The sequence below is a fragment of the Exiguobacterium sp. SH4S7 genome (assembly GCF_004336795.1).
Lineage (GTDB): Bacteria > Bacillota > Bacilli > Exiguobacteriales > Exiguobacteriaceae > Exiguobacterium > Exiguobacterium aurantiacum_A.
Genome location: NZ_SJUT01000001.1, coordinates 56,728 through 77,100 on the forward strand (window position 1 = coordinate 56,728; position 20,373 = coordinate 77,100).

General features: G+C 53.2%; 28 protein-coding genes. 18 read left to right on the plus strand and 10 right to left on the minus strand.

All coding sequences use genetic code 11. The features are described 5' to 3' along the window. Position 1 precedes the first annotated feature (1 nt). From EVJ29_RS00280 to EVJ29_RS00295, 4 genes are read left to right on the plus strand one after another with little or no spacing between them, the layout of a single operon-like run. Positions 2–1,120: a M20/M25/M40 family metallo-hydrolase gene (locus tag EVJ29_RS00280; RefSeq protein WP_131504559.1), complete on the plus strand. Its 1,119-nt coding sequence runs from the start codon at positions 2–4 to the stop codon at positions 1,118–1,120. A 19-nt stretch (positions 1,121–1,139) separates the two neighbouring features. Further along, positions 1,140–1,979, plus strand: coding sequence for a YitT family protein (locus EVJ29_RS00285; RefSeq protein ID WP_131504560.1), 840 nt, complete (start codon positions 1,140–1,142; stop codon positions 1,977–1,979). A 21-nt stretch (positions 1,980–2,000) separates the two neighbouring features. Then, positions 2,001–3,170, plus strand: a complete 1,170-nt coding sequence (locus EVJ29_RS00290; protein WP_071398181.1) for a hypothetical protein — start codon at positions 2,001–2,003, stop codon at positions 3,168–3,170. Between the two features lie 12 nt (positions 3,171–3,182). Continuing rightward, a complete protein-coding gene (locus EVJ29_RS00295) occupies positions 3,183–3,959 on the plus strand; it encodes a VLRF1 family aeRF1-type release factor (protein WP_131504561.1) in 777 nt (258 codons plus the stop codon). Positions 3,960–3,990: 31 nt separating this feature from the next. Here the strand turns inward: EVJ29_RS00295 and EVJ29_RS00300 are convergent, their stop codons facing one another. Beyond that, positions 3,991–4,902, minus strand: coding sequence for a cation diffusion facilitator family transporter (locus EVJ29_RS00300; RefSeq protein ID WP_131504562.1), 912 nt, complete (start codon positions 4,900–4,902; stop codon positions 3,991–3,993). Positions 4,903–5,025: 123 nt separating this feature from the next. On the opposite strand from EVJ29_RS00300, the gene EVJ29_RS00305 reads away from it, so the two are divergent. Further along, entirely contained in the window at positions 5,026–5,586 is a 561-nt protein-coding gene (locus EVJ29_RS00305; protein WP_131504563.1) for an AAA family ATPase, read from the plus strand. Between the two features lie 114 nt (positions 5,587–5,700). Continuing rightward, positions 5,701–5,952: a dihydroxyacetone kinase gene (locus EVJ29_RS15665; protein WP_035386313.1), complete on the plus strand. Its 252-nt coding sequence runs from the start codon at positions 5,701–5,703 to the stop codon at positions 5,950–5,952. 55 nt (positions 5,953–6,007) lie between these two features. Here EVJ29_RS15665 and EVJ29_RS00315 read toward each other — a convergent pair whose 3' ends face one another. Genes EVJ29_RS00315 through EVJ29_RS00335 form a run of 5 tightly spaced genes read right to left on the minus strand, consistent with a single transcriptional unit; the run spans position 6,008 to position 9,953 of the window. Next, on the minus strand, positions 6,008–6,703 hold the full coding sequence (locus EVJ29_RS00315; RefSeq protein ID WP_131504564.1) for a carbohydrate deacetylase: 696 nt from the start codon (positions 6,701–6,703) through the stop codon (positions 6,008–6,010). Further along, complete coding sequence (locus EVJ29_RS00320) at positions 6,696–6,992, minus strand: PTS sugar transporter subunit IIB (RefSeq protein ID WP_071398177.1); 297 nt, start codon at positions 6,990–6,992, stop codon at positions 6,696–6,698. Before EVJ29_RS00320 ends, EVJ29_RS00315 begins: the two co-directional genes overlap by 8 nt. Then, positions 6,989–7,288, minus strand: a complete 300-nt coding sequence (locus EVJ29_RS00325; protein WP_035386318.1) for a PTS lactose/cellobiose transporter subunit IIA — start codon at positions 7,286–7,288, stop codon at positions 6,989–6,991. Before EVJ29_RS00325 ends, EVJ29_RS00320 begins: the two co-directional genes overlap by 4 nt. Positions 7,289–7,317: 29 nt before the next feature. Then, positions 7,318–8,637, minus strand: coding sequence for a PTS cellobiose transporter subunit IIC (gene celB, locus EVJ29_RS00330; RefSeq protein ID WP_071398176.1), 1,320 nt, complete (start codon positions 8,635–8,637; stop codon positions 7,318–7,320). Further along, positions 8,634–9,953 (minus strand): 6-phospho-beta-glucosidase, encoded by a 1,320-nt coding sequence (locus tag EVJ29_RS00335; protein ID WP_131504565.1) that lies wholly within the window; start codon positions 9,951–9,953, stop codon positions 8,634–8,636. Before EVJ29_RS00335 ends, celB begins: the two co-directional genes overlap by 4 nt. A 174-nt stretch (positions 9,954–10,127) precedes the next feature. On the opposite strand from EVJ29_RS00335, the gene EVJ29_RS00340 reads away from it, so the two are divergent. The 5 genes from EVJ29_RS00340 to EVJ29_RS00360 all read left to right on the plus strand — a co-directional run bounded on the left by EVJ29_RS00340 (position 10,128) and on the right by EVJ29_RS00360 (position 13,077). Next, positions 10,128–10,844, plus strand: coding sequence for a GntR family transcriptional regulator (locus EVJ29_RS00340; protein WP_131456437.1), 717 nt, complete (start codon positions 10,128–10,130; stop codon positions 10,842–10,844). A gap of 144 nt (positions 10,845–10,988) precedes the next feature. Then, positions 10,989–11,210: a DUF6440 family protein gene (locus EVJ29_RS00345; protein ID WP_131464248.1), complete on the plus strand. Its 222-nt coding sequence runs from the start codon at positions 10,989–10,991 to the stop codon at positions 11,208–11,210. A gap of 33 nt (positions 11,211–11,243) precedes the next feature. Continuing rightward, complete coding sequence (locus EVJ29_RS00350; protein ID WP_070328498.1) at positions 11,244–11,948, plus strand: ABC transporter ATP-binding protein; 705 nt, start codon at positions 11,244–11,246, stop codon at positions 11,946–11,948. Further along, positions 11,945–12,718 (plus strand): ABC transporter permease, encoded by a 774-nt coding sequence (locus EVJ29_RS00355; RefSeq protein WP_131504566.1) that lies wholly within the window; start codon positions 11,945–11,947, stop codon positions 12,716–12,718. The genes EVJ29_RS00350 and EVJ29_RS00355 overlap by 4 nt, the downstream gene beginning before the upstream one ends. Further along, positions 12,715–13,077, plus strand: coding sequence for a VOC family protein (locus EVJ29_RS00360; protein ID WP_131504567.1), 363 nt, complete (start codon positions 12,715–12,717; stop codon positions 13,075–13,077). The genes EVJ29_RS00355 and EVJ29_RS00360 overlap by 4 nt, the downstream gene beginning before the upstream one ends. Positions 13,078–13,115: 38 nt before the next feature. Here the strand turns inward: EVJ29_RS00360 and EVJ29_RS00365 are convergent, their stop codons facing one another. The 4 genes from EVJ29_RS00365 to EVJ29_RS00380 all read right to left on the minus strand — a co-directional run bounded on the left by EVJ29_RS00365 (position 13,116) and on the right by EVJ29_RS00380 (position 14,787). After that, a complete protein-coding gene (locus tag EVJ29_RS00365; protein WP_131464242.1) occupies positions 13,116–13,592 on the minus strand; it encodes a hypothetical protein in 477 nt (158 codons plus the stop codon). A 171-nt stretch (positions 13,593–13,763) separates the two neighbouring features. After that, the gene (locus tag EVJ29_RS00370; protein WP_131504568.1) at positions 13,764–14,105 is read right to left on the minus strand and encodes a nuclear transport factor 2 family protein; all 342 of its coding nucleotides are present in this window, start codon (positions 14,103–14,105) and stop codon (positions 13,764–13,766) included. 24 nt (positions 14,106–14,129) lie between these two features. Then, positions 14,130–14,465, minus strand: coding sequence for a DMT family transporter (locus EVJ29_RS00375; RefSeq protein ID WP_131490109.1), 336 nt, complete (start codon positions 14,463–14,465; stop codon positions 14,130–14,132). 13 nt (positions 14,466–14,478) lie between these two features. Further along, positions 14,479–14,787 (minus strand): DMT family transporter, encoded by a 309-nt coding sequence (locus EVJ29_RS00380; protein ID WP_070328504.1) that lies wholly within the window; start codon positions 14,785–14,787, stop codon positions 14,479–14,481. A 242-nt stretch (positions 14,788–15,029) separates the two neighbouring features. Between EVJ29_RS00380 and EVJ29_RS15520 the strand changes: the two genes are divergently transcribed. The 7 genes from EVJ29_RS15520 (at position 15,030) to EVJ29_RS00415 (ending at position 20,323) form a co-directional block, all read left to right on the plus strand. Continuing rightward, positions 15,030–15,215, plus strand: a complete 186-nt coding sequence (locus EVJ29_RS15520) for a hypothetical protein (protein WP_236633333.1) — start codon at positions 15,030–15,032, stop codon at positions 15,213–15,215. Then, the gene (locus tag EVJ29_RS00390) at positions 15,212–15,502 is read left to right on the plus strand and encodes a hypothetical protein (protein WP_131504569.1); all 291 of its coding nucleotides are present in this window, start codon (positions 15,212–15,214) and stop codon (positions 15,500–15,502) included. Before EVJ29_RS15520 ends, EVJ29_RS00390 begins: the two co-directional genes overlap by 4 nt. A gap of 263 nt (positions 15,503–15,765) precedes the next feature. Further along, a complete protein-coding gene (locus EVJ29_RS00395) occupies positions 15,766–16,767 on the plus strand; it encodes a siderophore ABC transporter substrate-binding protein (RefSeq protein WP_442899280.1) in 1,002 nt (333 codons plus the stop codon). A 24-nt stretch (positions 16,768–16,791) separates the two neighbouring features. Continuing rightward, positions 16,792–17,784, plus strand: a complete 993-nt coding sequence (locus EVJ29_RS00400) for an ABC transporter permease (protein WP_370259176.1) — start codon at positions 16,792–16,794, stop codon at positions 17,782–17,784. Then, complete coding sequence (locus tag EVJ29_RS00405) at positions 17,781–18,857, plus strand: iron chelate uptake ABC transporter family permease subunit (protein ID WP_131464230.1); 1,077 nt, start codon at positions 17,781–17,783, stop codon at positions 18,855–18,857. The genes EVJ29_RS00400 and EVJ29_RS00405 overlap by 4 nt, the downstream gene beginning before the upstream one ends. Beyond that, on the plus strand, positions 18,854–19,606 hold the full coding sequence (locus EVJ29_RS00410; protein WP_070328510.1) for an iron ABC transporter ATP-binding protein: 753 nt from the start codon (positions 18,854–18,856) through the stop codon (positions 19,604–19,606). The genes EVJ29_RS00405 and EVJ29_RS00410 overlap by 4 nt, the downstream gene beginning before the upstream one ends. 21 nt (positions 19,607–19,627) lie before the next feature. After that, positions 19,628–20,323 (plus strand): dihydropteridine reductase, encoded by a 696-nt coding sequence (locus EVJ29_RS00415; RefSeq protein WP_131504571.1) that lies wholly within the window; start codon positions 19,628–19,630, stop codon positions 20,321–20,323. Positions 20,324–20,373: the final 50 nt, after the last annotated feature.

The window sequence follows — 20,373 nt, forward strand, 5'->3', positions numbered from 1 at the left end:
TATGTCCTCGCGCATCACCCACACGTTCATGGAACTCGTCCAAATTGATTCAGAGTCTTATGCCGAAGGTCCATTTTTAGAGTATTTAAAAGAACGATTCGATGGACTTGGTCTTGAACTTGACGAGGCTGACTCGACAGCAGAGACCGGTCTCGGTTCGAACAATTTGATCGCCCGTCTAGCCGGCGACGCCTCGATCGCACCGTTATTCCTGTCGGCTCATATCGATACGGTGTCACCTGGTAAAGGCATCGTTCCGGTCATTCGGGATGATGTTGTCTATTCAGAAGGAGAGACGATTTTAGCGGCCGACGACAAGGCCGGAATCGCCATCATGATTGAAGTGGTGGAACGGTTGCGTGAAGGACGAACCCGGCACGGGCCGATCGAACTCGTACTCACACCAGGAGAAGAAGTCGGTTTGCTCGGAGCGAAAGCACTCGATATGTCAACACTGAAAGCGAAGCACGGGCTCATCCTCGACAACGGCGGACCGGTCGGCGGCATCATCTTAAGTTCACCGAGTATGTTCAGCCTGAATATCGATATCCACGGGAAGGCGGCCCACGCTGGACTCGAACCGGAGAAAGGTATCTCGGCACTCGTCATCGCGGCCGAGGCGATTCATCAGATGAAACTCGGACGCATCACTGAACAAACGACCGCGAACATCGGCAAGATCTCGGGAGGGACCGGCAGTAACGTCGTCATGGAACATGCGACGCTCGTCGGGGAGGCCCGGTCGCTCGATCACGACGCCTGCGTCGAACAAGTCGCACACATGATCGAGACGTTCGAACGAGCGGCACAAAACCATGGCGGCACGGTCGACATCAAGCAACAACAGATGATCCGGAGCTATCGGTTCGAGGAAGACGAACCGTTCGTCCGCCACGTCTCGGCAGCGCTCGCGCATACTTCGTTTCCGGTACGTTATGAGCATAGCGGCGGTGGGAGTGATGCCAACGTGTTCAACGAGTTCGGAAAAGTCGCACTCAACGTCTCCATCGGGTACGACGCGATCCATACGGTCGATGAGTCGATCCCGATCAAAGAGCTCGAGGACAGTGTGACGTTCGTACTCCGGTTGATTGAGACGATGCAGTCGTTCCAAGCATGAGGGAAGGGGATGGGTTGTCGTGCGAAAACGAATCATTGACGTCGGCATCATCCTCGCCTCGATCATCGTCCTCGGGTTGGCGATCAACTTGTTTTTAGGTCCTCACGAGATTGCGGCCGGTGGCGTGACCGGGATCGGGATTTTGTTAGAAGAAGTGATCGGCATCGACCGCTCGATCGTCGTCTTCGTCTTGAACGGGGTCATGCTCGTCTTGACGTTCGTCTTTCTCGGGAAGAAAGTGTTTTACAATACGCTGCTCGGCAGCCTGTTCTTGCCGCTCGTTCTCGCCGTCGTCCCGAAATATATGGTCACGACAGACCGGTTCTTCTCGGTCGTGTTCGGCAGTATCTTGTTCGCTGCGGCGGTCGCCATGCTGTATCGAATCGGTGCCTCGAGCGGAGGGACGACGATCCCGCCGCTCATCTTGAACAAATACACCGGGTTGAACACGGCGATCGGCTTCTTTTTGACCGACGCGCTCATCGTCGTCTCAAGCTTGTTCGTCTTCGGGATCGAATCGTTTCTGTTCGCAATCGCCTCGATCATTTTGACGTCGGCGGTCATGGCGTATATCGAGCTCGGCCTCGACCGGAAAAAAGCCATCTTCATCATGAGCGAGTCGCACCTAGACGACATCAAGCAGGCGCTCTATCGGGACGTCGACCGGGGAATCACGGTCTTTGACGTGAGAGGAGGGTTTCAAGGAGAAAATCGGGAAATGTTGATGATCGTGTTGACACGTGGCGAATATCAGACGGCACTCAGAACGATCGACGCAATCGATAAACGCTCGTTCATGATCGTCTACAACGTCGCCGATGTGCATGGATTAGGATTCAGCTACCAACCGCGCGTCTAACTTTGGAAAGGGGAGCCCTTCATGAACTCCTTACTCGCCTTCACAATCGTCATGCTCATTTGGACGATCAGTGATTTCGTCGCCAAGAAAACGAAAGCGTTGCTGTCCTCGCTATTTGTCGCGTCTGTCATCTTTCTCGTCGGCTTCAAATCCGGATTGTTCCCGGAAGATTTGTTACCGTCATCATCTTTACTAGCCCTCGGTCAGACGGTCGTCGGACTCGTTATCGTCCATCTCGGGACGCTCATCAGTCTCGACGAGTTCAAGCGGCAATGGAAGACGTTCGTCATCGGTGTCTCCGCCGTGCTCGGCATCGGGATTTTTCTATACGTGATCGGGCAATTTTTCCTCGATACGAATTATATTTTAAGTGCCATCGCAGCTATCAGCGGTGGGACGATCTCGATCATTCTCGTCCAAGACGCCGCCGTCAACGCGGGACTCGTCTCGGTCGCTGTATTCCCGGTCTTGATCGCGGCGACGCAAGGGCTGATTGGTTTTCCGCTCACGTCGATCATCTTACGGAAAGAGGCGCTCCGCATCCGGACGGCACATCGGGACGGGACGCTCGTCACGCCTGAACAACATGCCGTCGTCCATGACGAGACGGACGACTCGATTTTGCCGGCGCCGTTCCATACGACGGCCGGGACGTTGTTCGTCATGGGGGTCGTCGTCTTGATTTCGACCGTCATCAGCGGATGGACGAACGGTTACCTGAACACGTTCGTCATCGCCTTGATCCTCGGTATCGTGTTGCGCCGCTTCAAGGTTTTGAAAGCGAACGCGTTGAACGGGATCGATGCGTACGGTCTCATCATGATCGCCATCCTGCTCATCATCTTCGGACCACTCGCGACGCTGTCACCGAGTGCGTTGTTCGATTTGATCGTGCCGATCACGATTTCATTCGTTCTCGGCGTGTCCGGACTTTTGTTGTTTGCGCTCCTCGTCGGCCGCTTCCTCGGCTACTCGAAAGAGATGTCGATGGCGATCGGGTTGACGTCGTTATATGGTTTCCCAGGAACACTCATCTTGAGCGAAGAGGCGGCGAAGAATATCGGGGAGACGGAAGAGGAGGTGCATATTATCGAGGATGAAATATTACCGAAAATGATTGTCGCCGGGTTCTCGACGGTCACGATCACATCTGTGTTCATCACAGGGATACTTGCTGCGTTCATTTACTGAGGAGGGAACAAGATGGCATTATCAACAGAACTCGGAAAAATCAAGCAACTGCATAACGCGGAGGCGGGCGTACTGAGTCTCTACTTAAGTACGAAGCCGAGCGAGCGCGACAAATGGGAGATTCATTTGAAGAACGAGCTGCGCCGACTCGAGCAAGAAATCAAGAACGGGGACGAGGCGAAGTTGAAAGCGTTCAAAGGCGTCTGGGAACGGGCCGAGCGTGAGATTATGGGCAACGAGCATAAGCTGTTGCGCAGCATCGTCTTGTTTGCGGAAGGAAATGATGGCTTATTCGAGCTCCACTTCCTGCAGCTTGACGTTGAGAACGACTTCCATTACGGTGACAAACCTAACTTGGACCAAATCGAGAGACTCGACGCCGAATTCCCGAACACGGGCATCTTGCTCGCCCAGCTCGACAGCATCACCGCCTACGATACGCGGCTCGGTGAAGTTGAGGACGTCGTCGTGTTCGATCTTGATTTAGACACCGATCAATGGAGACGGTACCAAGGTCGCGGCAAAGGTGGCGAGGCAGCGTCAAGCAGCCAAATCGACCAATTCGACAGCCGGAAAGAAAAACAAGTCCGACGGTTTTACCGGGATATCGCCGGTGAGATTCGTTCCTTACACAAGAAACATAAATGGAACGAGGTCGTCATCATCGGGCAAGATCGGAGTGCGAACTTATTGAAAGATGAACTCGACATCGACATCGAGCGCGTCGTGAACCGGAACTTAGGAAACGCCGAGGAAGAAGAGATTCTGCGCCGGGCGTTTGAGCAATAAAAAGTAGCGAGTGACGTTATGTCGCTCGCTATTATTCTGCCCAGCGATTGTCTTGTGTGAACGAGATCGTCAGCCATTTCTCATACGGCAAGAAGGCGAGCGCGTCCTCGATCTTTTGACGGATCCGGTCCTGCTCGGCGATTTTGTCATACGGGTAGTCTTTCGCCACGACGAGGTCGATCTCGATGAACAGAAGATTACCGGACTTCGTCGTCCGGACGTATGTTTTCGAGACTTCGTATTGATGGGCGACTTGGAGGATGGTGAGTGTGATCTGTTTACTGTACGGGGTCTCGGTGTTCATCCCGATCAATTCTTTGATGGCGACCCACATCTCGATGAGCGGCGTCTTGACGAGCCAAAGGGTGATCAGCATGAGCATGACCGGGTCGACGTACGGGGAGATGGCGTCAAACGATAGCCAGACGAGCACTTGGGCGATCAAATAGCCGATGAGGGCACCACCGGTCAAGATGAAGCTGAGTCGCCATTGGACGATCTCGGCACTGACGAGACCGGAGCTCGCTTTCATCTGGAACGTCCGTAAGTAGCGGAAGATCCCGTACGTCAATGCGCCGCTGATCGTAAGATAGACGAGCGCCCAACCGAGGACGAGGTCGTTGCCGCCGGCGCGGATATCATCGATCGCACCGAGGAAGGCGTTGACGATGATGAATAAGAGGACACCATATTGGAACAAGATGATGAACGGCTCGATCGTGCTCTTGCCGAACGGGAAGCGCTTGTCCGACGTCAGCATGAACACGCCGGCCCGGAGCGAGATCCAGCTCATGATGACGCTCAAGAACGAATAAACTCCATCGAACAGGATGAAGGCGGACGATAACGCATAACCGACGATGATGCCGGCGATGGCGAAGAACAAGGAGCCAAATACAGAGACACGTAGGACGAAGCGTTCGAGTTTGGGGTCTTTTGGCATGGGAATGTCCTCCTTAGAAGCTGAGCAGCCGTTGGTACGTGTTTTCCCGCTTTTCAGTGTTCCTATTCGAGGACTCGAGCCGTATGGTATGCTAGAAAAAAATGGATAAAGGACGGGGGAAGAATGAAGCTTGTCATACTGATCGGTCCACAAGCCGTCGGCAAGATGACGGTCGGACAGGAACTCGCGAAACAGACAGGATTGAAGTTACTGCATAACCATATGACGATCGATCTCGTCAGCCCGTTCTTTGATTACGGGACGGACGAGGGGCGCCGGCTCGTCCAACTGTTTCGGCACGAGTTATTCGAAGCGGTCGCGAAAAGCGATCAGCCCGGCTTGATCTTCACGTTCGTCTGGGCGTTTGATATGGAAGAAGACCGGACCTACATCGAAGGAGTGGCGGAACTGTTCGAGTCGCACGGGGCGGACGTCTACTACGTCGAGCTCGAAGCGGACATCGAGGAGCGGCTCGCCCGGAACACGACCGAGAACCGGCTTGCACACAAGCCGACGAAACGGGATATCGCTTGGTCCGAGGCCGAGCTGAAGCAGACGGCGACGCTGTACCGCTTGAACTCGCGTGATGGGGAGATCGATGTCGACAACTATTTGCGGATCAACAATACGGACCTTAATGCCGAAACGGTCGCGCGACAGATCCAACGCCAGTTCAACCTTTAGAAGTTTGAAGAGCGACGGCTGATTTGCCAATCGGTACTAAAAGAGATAATCTAGCACTAGATGGTAATCATTACACTCTGTCTAGTCTATCCTTTGAAATTGGAGGTGAACAAGATGATAGAATTCAAATATGATACACAACTGTTGATCGAAGGGGAGCAACTGTCCGAAGATGCGATATTTGAGTACATCAACACAAGCTTCGCGGGAGATTGTTTGTTGGCAGTCGGGGACGAAAATCTAATCAAGATTCATTTTCACACGAACGAACCGTGGGATCTCGTTAAATATTGTGCGTCGTTAGGTGAGATCTATGACATAGTGATTGAAGACATGAGTAGACAAGAAAGAGGTCTACCTGGTTAATCTACGAACAGAAAAGAGAGTTGTTCGCCGGTAAACGGTGAACAACTCTCTTTTTCTACACCCACCAATCAGGGCGCTCATAGTTGATCAATAGTTGCTTTTCCAGTAAGCGTTGCACGAGGTAAGACGTGACGCTTGGTAAAATCTCATCGATGTCGGCCGGGTGGACCATGACTTCGATCGAGTCGCCTGGTTGAATGGCGTCGAGCGTTGCCCGGGACACACCATCGCCGTAGAACTGGTCACTGAACCGCTCGGTCACCCACAAGTCCCGTCGTGCATCGAGTGTCGTTAAGGCCCGAAACGTCGTGTCATATTCTTCGGCGAGACGGACGATGACGTCTTGGATCGCCGGCCAGCCATGGACGTGATGATGGCTGTCGAGGTGATGGAGCGACAGTCCCGTCGCGCGGAACGCCTCGATTTGCGCTTTCCATTCGAGATAGACGAGCTCAGGGTCCGGTGCCGCTTCCGTCAGAAACCGGTTCGTGTAGCGGAACGTCCCGTCTGCTTTCGTGAGCGGTGTACTTGTCTTTGCGAGCGGCCGTCCCCACGTCAAGGCGAGATGAACGCCGACACGTAAGACGGGATGAAGTTTTGCCATCGTGACGGCCTCCTCGACGGCATAGCCGTTCATCATCATCGTCGCCGAATTGACGATACCGTGGACGTGACTGTCGAGGATTCCGGTATTCACACCAGATGTCAGTCCAAAGTCATCGGCGTTGATCAAGACGTGCGTTTTATGCATTTTGCACGAGACCGAGCGCTTGGTCGAGCACTTGGTCGCCTTTCATGAGCCCGTAAGCCATATTGTCGATGACAGCGACCGGTACCGTGACGGATGCTTTGATCTTACCTTCGAGGTAGCGGACTTGTGGTCCAATCAAGATGACGTCGACGTTCGTTTGTTCTTTCAAGCGTGATTCCGGGATAGCTTCGATTGTCGCGTCCAAGCCACGTGAGGCAGCCTCGGTGCGCATTTTTTCAACAAGGATCGATGTCGACATACCGGCCGAGCAGACGAGTAAGATGTTCATTTCAATTCCTCCAATTGGTTGAGTCGAGTGATCATATCGACCATCTCGATCGCAAGTTCTTTGACGGTCATTGCCGTCATCAAGTGATCTTGGGCGTGGACGAGCAGGACGCTCATGTCGCTCGTCGCCCCGCGTGCCTCTTCTTGCAACAGCTCGGTTTGAAGCTTGTGTGCTTCTAAAAACGCCTCATCCGCTTCTTTCATTTTCGCTTCAGCAAGTTCACCTTCGCCGCGTTTGGCGGCGGCAATCGCCTCGAACGCCGATGAGCGGGCGTTTCCGGCGTGTAAGATGATCATGAACGATAATTGTTGAATGCTTTCTGTCTTCAACTGATTTTCTCTCCTTCGTTGACTTCTGCTTTATTTTTATTGATTTCGGCCGTCATCGCTTTCGCTCCTGCCATGACGAACGGGATATACATCGCCGTCGCAATCGTCAAGTTGACGATTTGGAGCAAGACGCCGCGGACGCTACCGCCGGTGACGAGGTAACCACTGATGATCGGTGGCGTCGTCCATGGGACGATGGCGACCGTCTTCGGTACCATGCCCGTCGAGAGGGCGACATATGACACGATCGTGAGCGTGACCGGTACCAAGATGAACGGGATCAACATGACCGGGTTCAACACGATCGGGAGACCGAAGATGACCGGTTCGTTAATGTTGAACAGTCCAGCCGGCGCCGACAGTTTCGCAACTTGGTGATACGGGTGGTTGCGCTGCTTGCGGACGACGATGAAGATGGCGAGAAGCAGGGCGAACGTCGTACCTGATCCGCCCATGAAGACGAACGAGTCGAGGAACGGTTTTGTCACCGTGTACGGGACGTCATACGCCGAGACGCCTGCTTGGAACGCGGCCAAGTTTTGCTCGATGAGCGGGAGATAGATCGGCTCGATGACCGAACCGATGATGTTCGTGCCGTGCAGTCCGAAGAACCAAAGGATATGGTTCAAGAAGGCGATGACGAGACCGGCCGCGAGCGAGTCACCGAACCCTTGAAGCGGTTGCTGGATGACTTTAAAGATGACTTCAAAAATGCTGAGCTCGACTTGGAGTGTCATGAACAGCTGAACTCCGGCGACGAGCGTCAAGATGAGCATCGACGGGATGAGTGCTTGGAACGAACGGGTGACCCCACCCGGTACGCCTTCCGGCATCTTGATCGTCAATTTCGTGTTAATGAGGTAACGGAACAGTTCGGTGACTGCAATCGAGACGATGATGGCAACGAATAATCCTTGGGCACCGAGCCAAGCGAAGTTAAGTCCCCAGTCTTCTGTGACCGGCACGAGCATGATGTACGACGCGACCGATAAAATACCGGCGGCGAGCCCATCGACTCCATATGACCGGGCCAAGTTATACCCGATCGAGAAAGCGACCAAAAGGCCTAATATGGCGAACGAGGCTGTCCAAATGTTGCCGCCGAGTCCTTGCCAGTTCCCTTCGCCGAACGCATTGTTCATCATGCCGACGAAGTCGAGCGAGAGGCCACCTAAATTGATGGCCGGGAAGTTGTTAATGAGGACAGCGAGCGAACCGACGATGATGAGCGGCATGACCGAGACGAATCCATCACGGATGGCGACTAAGTGTCGCTGGGAACCGATGCGCCCAGCGATTTCGATAAACTTATTCATGAGTAAACCTCCTTCTTAAATTGGGGTAAGTACGCTTCATGCGCGTCGAACAGCTCACGGAGGAGCGGATCGATTTTCTTCTCATCTTGGATGAGCGGGTTCATCAGGCAGGCGAGGTAGGCATCGTTGTATGAGCCGGACATCGCTGCGCGGATGGCGAGCTGTTCAAACGTCTTCAAATTAGTGATGAGTCCTTTGATCGGGAGCGGTAACGCACCGATTGAAATCGGACGTGGACCAGCCTTCGTGATGACGGCGTTCACTTCGATGACGGCGTCGTCCGGTAAATCACGAATCGCGCCGCGGTTTAACGTGTTCACCGTCTGGATATCACCGCGGTCGTTGTAGATCGAATCCATCAAGTTGCAGGCGGCGTCGGAATAGTAGGCGCCGCCGCGCTGTTCGAGCTCAACAGGCTTCACGTCGAGTTCGACGTCTTTGTATTTCTCGAACAGTTGCGCCTCGACTTGCTGGACGACCTCGGCGCGCGTGCCGTTCTGTTCATACGCCGCTAAATCTTTCGCGAGTACGTCCGCCGTTTGGAAATAGTATTGATGGTACGGGTTCGGCAACATGCGGAGCGATCTCAAGAACGACTCGCTCCAACCGAGCCCGACGATGTTCGCCGGCGAGTAGTCGGTGCCGGCGTTCAGTGACGCGAGCACGTCGTCCGTGCGATCGACGCCGTCGACCCAGACGTGGCGGCCGAACACGAAATGGTTGAGTCCGATGAATTCGATGGCGACACGTTCGACCGGGGTGTCTAAAATCTCAGCGACCGAGTTGCGCATGTTGAACGGGATGTTACAGACGCCGATGACTTTTTTGTGGGCCGAGTGTTGCAAGACGGCCTCGGTGACGATACCGGCCGGGTTCGTGAAGTTGACGAGCCACGCGTCCGGGCAAATCTCCGCCACCTCATTAGCGAGCTCGATCAAAACCGGGATTGTCCGGAACGCTTTGAACAAGCCGCCAGCACCGTTCGTCTCTTGACCGATGAAGCCGTGCTTGAGCGGGATGCGTTCATCCAAGGCGCGGGCTTTCAGGCCACCGACGCGGATCTGCGTCGAGACGAAGTCGGCGCCAACAAGTGCTGCTTTCCGGTCGAGCGTCCAACTGAGTCTGATGTCAGCGCCTGCCTTTTGAATCATCCGTTCGGCGAGACGGCCGACGATGTCTAATTTGTCTCTCCCTTCCTCGATGTCGACAAGAACGATCTCCCGAACCGGAAACGTCGCTTGTCGCTGGATCAAACCTTCAATGATTTCGGGGGTATAACTCGAACCTCCACCGATGATGACGACCTTGACTGCCATAGTGCCAACTCCTCCTTGTGAAAGCGATTTCTTTTTGTTGTAACAAATATAACAAATAGTACAACTTGTCGCAATATAAAAAGTACAAATAATACAAATTGTTTTTTGTATTTGCATTTGTATGTTTGCTGTATCAGAATAAAGGAAAGAAGGATGACACAAAGGGGTGACAGAATGTCGCAGTCGACGCTTCAAACAGCCATCAAAGAAGAGTTATTGTCCCGTATCAAGAGCGGACATTATACAGAAGGCGAGAAATTCCCGACCGAGTACGCGTTATGCGAAGAGTTCGACGTCAGCCGGACGACGGTCCGCGGCGCGCTCAACCAGTTGACGACGGAAGGCTATCTCGTCCGCCAGCAAGGGCGCGGCACGTTCGTCGCCGGGAAGAAAGTCCGGCAGACGTTATCGCATACGCCGAACAATTACGCGGCCCAGCTCGCCGTTCAAGGCAAGCGCGGCCAAGTGTCGCTCATCGACTTGTCGGTCGTCTCGGCGAACGCCCAGCTCGCCGACGTATTCACGGTCGACGAACAAGCACCGATCCAAAAGATCGAACGGATCCGTCACGCCGACGGGGAGCCGACGCAATACGAGGTCTCGTTCATCCCGTGGCAGATCGCGCCGGGTATCACGAAAGACCAGGCCGAGCATTCGCTGTTCCAAACGCTAGCGGAAGTCCACGACGTCCACGTCGCCAAGACGACCGAGGCGCTCGAGATCGCGCTCGCCGACGAACGGATAAGCGATCTTCTCGACTGTCCGCTCGGGACGCCGTGCTTTTATATCGAGACGGTGACCGAGGACGCGTCAGGAAAAACGATCGAGTACTCACGTTCATATTTCCGAGGGGACAAGACAAGTTTTGTCATCGAACGGAGCTACGCTTGAAAACACGCCGAAACCTGGCGTGTTTTTTTGTAGTCATATTAAACAAAAATGAACGGGTTAAGGATTTGTCAGCCTTGGAGATATCGCATTCATTGAAACCAAGGGTCATGTTGCGTACAGTTAACAGTAGGAAGGCGGGATGTCATGTTATTCAAGAAAAAAACAGACGAGGAAGTGACAGTGGCGACGCGTTTCCAAGTCAAATTGACGGAACAGTTGCCGGAACTTGGCCAAGTTATGATACTCGTCGACACAGCGACCGGTGTCAACTACATCCAGACATGGGTCGGGACGGGTGGCGGCATCACGCCGTTACTTGATTCAAACGGTGACGTCGTGGTCGACGACGTGTCTAACTTTCAGTAAATAGGGATCGGATCGAGAAAGGATTGAAGACACATGCACATTATCGAATTCATTGGGGTCAGTCATAACGACATCCTACATAACATCACCGGCTACTTCCGCGAAGGCCGGATCACGACGTTCGTCGGACCGAGCGGCGCCGGCAAGACGACGTGCCTGAAGCATATTAACGGGCTACTATCGCCGGACGCGGGCGACATTTATTTCAAAGGCGAGAACATCCGCGATATCGATGTCATCGCGCTCCGGAAACAGATCGGCATGGCGTTCCAAAGCGCCCCGATGATCGACGGGACGGTGTACGACAACTTGAATTTACCGAAAGCGATTTTCGGGGAGACGCTCGACCGGGCTAAAGCGACAGAGCTGCTCGGAAAAGTCGACTTGGACGGCATCTCGCTCGACCAACCGATCAAGACGTTGTCAGGCGGGGAGCGGAGCCGGGTCGCCATCGCCCGGACGCTCGTCAATAAACCGGACGTCTTGCTGTTAGATGAGATCACGTCGAGCCTCGACTACCGGACGGTGAAAGAGATCGAGCATTTGATCGTGCGACTTCAAAAAGATTTCGGGGTCACCGTCATTTGGATCACCCACGACCTCGATCAAGCGAGACGGGTCAGTGACGACATGTGGTTTTTACGGAACGGGGAATTGATTGAGTTCGGAGACGCGTCGTTCATCGATGAGTCGGACAATCCGATGATCGGACGTTTCGTCAGGGGGGAAGAGCTATGACTTTCATCGAACTGATGACTTCCTTGATTTTCGTGGCGATTCCGCTCGGGTTGGCGTTATTTTTGAAGCTCGGTCTCGAGCGTGACATCGTCATCGCGACGGTACGCTCGATCATTCAACTGTTGTTGATCGGCTACATTTTGACGTTCGTCTTCGAGAGCGATACCCCGGTGTTCATGCTGCTCATGATCCTCCTCATGATTGGCGCGGCGACGCAAAACATCATCAAAAAAGGGGACGGCATCCCTGGCATCACCTGGATGATCGTCCTCACGCTCGTCACGGTCGAGTCGCTGACGATGGGGCTCATGCTCGGGCTCGGCATCATCCCGTTCGAGCCGGAGAAAGTCATTCCGATCAGCGGTATGGTCATCGGCAACTGTATGGTGTTGTCACTCCTGTTTTTGAACAAGTTCAAAGACGAGGTCGAACGGAGCGACGAGGTCATCGAGCTCATCCTGTCGATGGGCGGGGCACCGAAAATCGCAATCGAGCGGAGCTTGAAGAACGCCATCCGGACGAGTATGATCCCGACCGTCGAGGCACAAAAGACGATGGGGCTCGTCCAGCTTCCCGGCATGATGAGCGGCCTTATCATCGGCGGCGCCGACCCGATGGAGGCGGTGTTGTATCAACTGCTCATCTTGTTCCTCATTTTGACGACGGCGACGATTTCAGCCGTCATGGTCGGCTATATGGCGTATCCGCGCCTGTTCAACCAAAAGCTGCAGTTTATCGGATTGACGTATGAGAAGGAGAACACGACATGATCACAGGCATCCATCACGTCCAAATCACGATCCCAAAAGGTGAAGAAGCGACAGCACGCGCGTTTTATTGCGGCGTGCTCGGTCTGATTGAGATTGAGAAACCGGAGTCGCTTCAAGGTCGAGGCGGGTTTTGGCTTCAAGTCGGCGACCAAAGCGTCCATGTCGGTACCGAGGACGGGGTCGATCGGCTGACGACGAAAGCACATGTCGCCTATACGGTGACTGATCTAGCGGAATGGGGACGGAAACTCGAAGCAGAAGGAATCGAGCGGCTCGAAGGGATTCCAATCCCTGGCTTTGACCGGTTCGAGTTCCGCGACCCGTTCGGCAATCGGGTCGAGATGATTCAGGCGATATGAGAAAAGGGAGCGCCCAAGTGGGTGCTCCCTTTGTCGGTTCACGAGATGCCGAACAGTTCCGTGACGGCTTTCCAGCTCGATGGGTAGGCGTTGCTGCCGGAATGCTGATGGATAAGTTTCCCGTGACGTTTCACAACAAGGCTCCACTGCGTCCCATCGGTGGTGTAATATCCTTTTTCTTCAAACACTTCAGGCCAACGATGTGAGGAGAGGGCGACGAATCGTTCGTGGACGCGTATCGCATCCTCCTTTTCGTACCAACCTGAGCTTGGGATTGCTACGCTCAAGTCGTAATCTTCGCGCCAAATCACTTCTCGTTTGACCGACCCGTCTTCAAAGAACGTCAACGTGGACTCGTTGTGGACACCGAAGCCACCGACGGAGAACGTGACGGTGATGGACGGTTTCTTTTTACGGATGGCATCGAGCGGGATCGTCGGCTCGAACATCAATTTCTTTCGGCGTGACTCCATAAGCGCTAACTTCTCTTCTAACGTGGCTCTCGGTCGTCGCATGACCGGTTCAAGGTGGTTGTGTGTGCTATATGTATTCAATTTTGTCGACCCTCTCTTTTGGTGTCATTCATACGTGAATTATAGGACATCCGGACAAGGCGGGTGAGCAAAAAAAATGGCAGGGTGAATAGAAAAAAAGGGGGCGCTTAAATCGGCGCGCCCTACCTATCGTTATTGTGCAGGTGTCCCTTGATGGAATCGCATTTTCCATACGCCGTCAATCCTGACCCAAATCGAGCTGCGGAGAGCGGTCTTCTCAGTCGCGTGATTCTCGGTTCGATACGTAGCGAGCACGACATCGTCGCGGATGACTTCGAGGTTGAAGTCGGACAGTGTGATGTCAATCTCTCCAAGGTCCATCGTATTCGTGTCGTCTTCTTTGTATAAGACGCGACCTGAGCTCCCGATTTCAAAAAAATCTTCGGTCAACAGTTCACGCAATCGCTCGGGCGACGTCCGAACTTCCGATGTCAATAAAAGGCGTTCTTTCTCTTCGATCAATGGTGCGAGCATTCGCGTCACTCCTTTCTAAAAACGTTAGCCGTGTACCGTATTCGTTTTCCCGAAATTCATGACGATGACACCGAGCACGATGACGATGAGCCCGATGCTATTCAGTGTCGAGAGCACTTCACCGTAGGCGAATACCCCGATCAATCCGGTCGCGACCGTGCCAAGACCTGCCCAGACGCTATAGGCAATACTGAGCGGGATCGTCTTCAAGACGAAGCCCATGAGCGTGAACGAGACGGCGAAACTCGCAAGCAGGATTACGCTCGGCAATAAATTTGTGAAGCCGTCTGACAGCTTCAGCATCGATGTACCGAGCACCTCGAACGAAATCGAAACCAGTAATAATAGATACCCTTTCACACGTGTCCCTCCTTCATATTTTCATCAAGACGAGCCCGACGATGACGAGTCCGATGCCGATGACGGTCTGTTTTCGAACTTGTTCCTTGAACACGAGAAAGCCAATCAATGCCGTCGCGGCCGTGCCGACCCCGCTCCAAAACGCGTAGGCGAAACTGAGCGGGATGGACAAGAGCGCGAGCGACAACAGATAAAACGCGGTCACGTATCCGAGCGCGACACCGAGGATCGGCAGTCGGTTCGTCGATGTTGCGTTCAGTTTTAACATACTTGATCCGAACACTTCCGCGATAATCGCGGCAACTAGATAAGCAAAACCCATATAACCGTGACCTCCAACAATATCAGTAGTGTATTCAATGTCATCACTTCATGTACGTTGCTGTGAATGTAGCAAAATCTATAAGGGTTGTCGATAGAATAAGTGAATGGGATAATTAGGAAAAGGAGATGGTTGGATGAATCGACGCCAATACGCACCGCTCTATATGACGCTCGCACTCTTTTTGTTGACGTTCTTAACACTGTTTACGTTGAACGGCCCGCGTCTTTCCGGATTTAGACTTGCTGACAGCCATCTGGGTGTATCTCGCCTTGGATATCGCGTTGCTTGCCACACTCATCTGGGGACTTTTCTCGAAGGAGAAGATGGTTAGATTATTCAGCCTCTTCGCGAACATCGGATTGATTGTACCGTTATCGATTTGGATTTTCCTGTTGTTACTCGCGAACGGAATTTCGGAAGCATGAATTATCAGAAACAAGACGTACCATTTCTGATGCGACCGATCCCATTTTTCATCTTGCTCGCATTGTGCGGACCGCTCGCGTTGGCACTCGTCGTGATCTACTGGCGCGATCTGCCGGAAGATATCCGGGGTCCTCATCTGATCATTGCCATCATCTTTTCGCTGTTTTTCATCGTGAAACTGCTTCCGGACGGCCTCCTGCAAATCATCCTCTTCTCATTCACATACACGTTCGTGTTATTTCTCACTTACAGCATTCTCGGGAGAAAGCAGGATAAGAAAAACTGAACGCTAACCCTCCAGAAAGTGGTCTCGTACCACTTTCTTTTTATTTTGCATTAATAGTAGGAAAAATATTTCCAATCTCTTTTTGAAATTTTGGCATTGCGCATCCTTTTTTTGTTTGCTATGCTTCTCAATGAAAACGACAATGATAATCATTATCAACGATAAAGCATTCCTGTTGCCTACATAGACAAGATCAACAACAGGGATGCCGTTCGATTGAGAAGGTTGTCGGCGTAATCAATACATATAGGGAGATGGAAAAAGTGGGGAAATTAAAAGCATCAATCATGGCGACATCGCTCGTCTTGTTGCTCGCGGCGTGCGGGAACGAGAATGAAGCAAAAGATACGGGTAACGCGGAAGCGGAAGCGAAACCGAAGACGGTGGAAATCACGGACGCACATGGCACGATCGAAGTACCGCTCAACCCGGAGAAGGTCGTCGCGCTCGACAACCGGACGTTCGAGACGCTCTCGGATTGGGACATCGACTTGGTCGCGGCACCAATCGGATTGATTCCAGCGGACTTGCCTTATAAAAATGATAAAGACATCGTTGACGTCGGGATGCACAATGAACCGAACTTAGAAGCAATCGCCGGTGTCGATCCGGATGTCGTCATCGTCGGTCAACGATTCGCCGACTACTACGACGACATTAAAAAATTAGTTCCGGAAGCAGCCGTCATCGATTTGAATATTGAGCTCCCAGAAGATGCGGGCACGCCAGGTGAAATCTTGGTAGAAGGCTTTGAGACGACGACGCGTTCACTCGGCCAAATCTTTGAAAAAGAAACGGAAGCAGATGAACTCATCAAAAGCTTCGAAGCATCGATCGACAGTGTAAAAGCTTCATACAACGGTGAAGACAAAGTGATGTCAGTCATCGTCTCAGGCGGCGATATCGGATTCTCGGCACCGAATACAGGTCGTGTCTTCGGACCGATGTATGACATCTTTGACTGGACACCTGCCCTCGAGGTAGAGAAAACGACAGGTGACCACCAAGGGGATGAGGTATCGGTTGAAGCGATTGCTGAGAGTGACCCGGACTGGTTGTTCGTCCTCGACCGTGACGCGGCGATTTCGAGCATGGAAGACGCTGTACCTGCAGCAGACGTGATCGATAACGCACCGGCACTTCAAAAAACAAAAGCCGTGACAGATGCAAAAATCGTTTATGCACCGAACGACACGTACATCAACGAGTCGATTCAAACATACTCTGAACTATTCAACGATATCGCAGCCGCGCTTTCGAAGTAAGGGAGTCATGTTGTGCAAAAACCAATGACAGCAAGGGTTGAGACATTGTCTCAGCCCTCCTTTTCTAACATATGGACAAAATCCTTTGTCGTAGCAGTTCTCGTTGTCTTCATGTTGGCATGCCTCTCGCTCGTGACCGGCGTCTATGACATTCGTCAGGAGGGCGGAGCGGATATGTTTTGGATTACCCGCGTCCCGCGCACGATTGCCATCATGTTGACCGGTGCCGCCATGGCGATGTCGGGGCTCGTCATGCAACTGATTACGCAAAACCGTCTCGTCGAACCGACGACGACCGGGACGCTCGAATGGGCGGGGCTCGGTCTGCTCACTGTGTATCTGCTCGTTCCGGCGCCGACGCTCATGATGCGCATGACGGGGGCCATCGTCTTCTCGTTCATCGGAACGATGGTCTTCTTCTGGTTCCTGCGCTCGGTCAAACTTCGCTCATCGTTGATCGTCCCGATTATCGGGCTCATGCTCGGGGCGGTCGTATCGGCCGTGTCGACGTTTCTCGGCTTGTTCTTCCAAGCGAGTCAGACGATTGAAGGCTGGTTCGTCGGGTCGTTCGCATCGGTGCAGGTCGGACGTTATGAATACTTGTGGCTTATCATTCTCGTCACGTTCTTCATCTTCATCCTAGCGAACCGGTTAACGCTCGCCGGACTCGGCGAAGATATCGCGACGAGCCTTGGCGTCAACTATAGCCGTCTCATCTTGATTGCGACGGGGCTGATCGCACTTGCGGTCGGTGTCGTCGCGACGGTCATCGGTAATCTGCCGTTCCTCGGACTGATCGTCCCGAACATCGTCTCGATGTTTCGTGGAGACGATCTCCGCAGCAACTTGCCGTGGGTATGCGTCATCGGTATGGGCACGGTTCTCGTCAGCGACTTGATTTCGCGGACGATCATCATGCCGTTTGAATTACCGGTATCGCTCATTCTCGGGACGGTCGGGTCGGTCGTGTTTATCGCGATTCTCTTGAGACAACGGAAGACGGGAGGGGTACGATGAGCACACTCATCGAAAACAAGACGAAGCAACGGGAAGCGTATGACGTCGATGGTCGATCCGTGCATACGGAAGAGCGGTGTGCGACGGCGTTCCGTTCGAAACGAGAACAGCGCCGTTATTGGCTGTTCCTTGCATTCTTCATCGTGGGCGGACTGCTCTGTGCGTTCGGGTTACTCGTCTACAACAATCCGGTCCCGTTCGATTCGCCGTCGTTCATCCCGGTCGTCGAGCGTCGGGTCGTCGCCGTCGTTACGATGGCGATCGCCGCGCTCTGTCAAAGCTTGGCGACGGTCGCGTTTCATTCGGTGACGAACAACCGCATCATCACGCCATCCTTGCTCGGGTTCGATGCGCTTTATTCGACGATTCAGACGAGCATGATCTTCTTCTTCGGTGCGGGTGCGTTAATCGGTTTTTCGGGAACCGGTGCCTTTTTGACCCAGGTCGGCCTCATGGTGCTCATGAGCCTGCTCTTGTATGGCTGGCTCTTGTCCGGGAAATACGGGAATCTGCAACTCATGCTTCTCGTCGGGATCATCATCGGGACCGGTTTGAATTCGGTGTCCTCGTTCATGCGCCGTATGCTCGCGCCGTCGGACTTTGATATCCTTCAGGCCCGTCTGTTCGGATCGGTCATGCATGCTGATGCCGCGTACTTCCCAATCGTCATTCCGATTGTGATTGTCGTCGGAATCATGTTGTATAGCTTCTCAAATCGCTTGAACGTCGTCGCACTCGGGAAAGATGTAGCGACATCGTTCGGGGTGAACCATCGGGGGAGCGTCATCTTTACGCTCATTCTCATCTCGCTATTGATGTCGGTATCGACAGCGCTCATCGGACCGCTGACGTTCTTTGGATTCTTGGTGGCGACGCTCAGCTATCAGGTTGCTTCGACGTATGACCATAAGTATATGTTCCCGATGGCGTTCGCGCTCGGTTTCTTCGTGTTGACGAGCGCGTATTTCTTTATGTATCACATTCTCAATACACCGAGTGTCGTGTCCGTCATTATCGAATTGTTCGGCGGAATCGTTTTCTTGGCAATCATCTTAAGGAGAAAATCGCTATGATTCAACTTGAACAAGTACAAAAATCGTATACGGATGACGTCCGAATCGGACCGATCAATCTCGACATCCCGAAAGCCGGGTTCACGTCGTTGATTGGGCCGAACGGGGCCGGCAAGTCGACGACGCTCATGATGATTGGCCGCCTGCTCGATTTAGACGCGGGTCAAATTCAAGTCGCGGGGATGGACGTGTCGAGCACGAAATCGAAAGACTTGGCGAAAATCATCACGATTTTACGGCAAGAGAACCATTTCGTGACGCGTCTCACCGTCCGTCAGCTCGCCGGGTTCGGTCGCTTCCCATATTCGAAAGGACGGTTGACGCAAGAGGATGAACGCATCATCTCGAAGTATATCGACTTCCTTGATTTGACGGAGCTCGAGCATCGTTATCTCGATGAACTGTCGGGCGGGCAGCGCCAGCGGGCGTACGTCGCGATGGTGCTCTGCCAGGAGACGGAATACGTGTTGCTCGATGAGCCGCTCAATAACTTGGACATCGCTCGCTCGGTCCAGATGATGGAATACTTGCGCCACGTCGCCGACGAGTTCGGCCGGACGATCGTCACCGTGCTCCACGACATCAACTTCGCGGCCAAGTACTCGGACCGGATTTGTGCGATGAAAGACGGCAAGATCGCCGCCTTCGGTACGGTTGATGAGATCATGGTCGCCGAGACGCTATCCGACATCTTTGAGACGAAGCTTGAAATCATTCAAGGACCATACGGACCGATTGCGGTCTATTAATAGAAGGAAGGAGTTACGACGATGCAAATTTACTGGACACCGATTCAACGAGTTGTACAGGAAGCGCCAGATACATACACGTTCCAACTCGAGCTCCCGGACGGCTTCACGTGGGACGAGGGGGCGCATACCCACTTCGCGTTAGAAGGGTTCAACAAAGAAGACAAACCGAACCGGAGCTTGATTCGCCACATGTCGATCTCGACGCTGCCGCGTGAAGGCGCGATCGGTATCACGACACGGATCAAGCGAGAGTGCTCCGAGTTCAAGTCGATCTTGCGTGATATGGAGATTGGCGAACAAGTCGCCATCTTCAAGACACATTCGAACGTCCCATTGAAGCGTGAGGGGAAGAATGTGTACTTGTTGTCGGCTGGCGTCGGGCTCGCGACGTTCCGTCCGATCGTACTTGACTATTTGGCGAACGGGGAAGGTATCCCACATCTCCATTCCTTGAACGTCGACTCGTCGACAGATTACTTGTTCCGTGATGTGTTCGCATCAAGAGACGGTTTCACGGCCGAGTTCGTCGCCAATCGTGTCGACTACTATACAGCGGTCGAGACGCTCGCGACGGACCGAGACGGCTTATTCTATCTCGTCGGTAGCGACGACTTCCTGCATCAGACGATCGACGTGTTGCGCCGAAGCGGCATCATGCCGGAACAGATCGTACTCGACAAACATGACTTCCAACTTGAAGACTTTTTAAGATGAGGCTAAGACCGGGGACGCGTTCCTCGGTCTTTCTTATGGAATCGAAATAG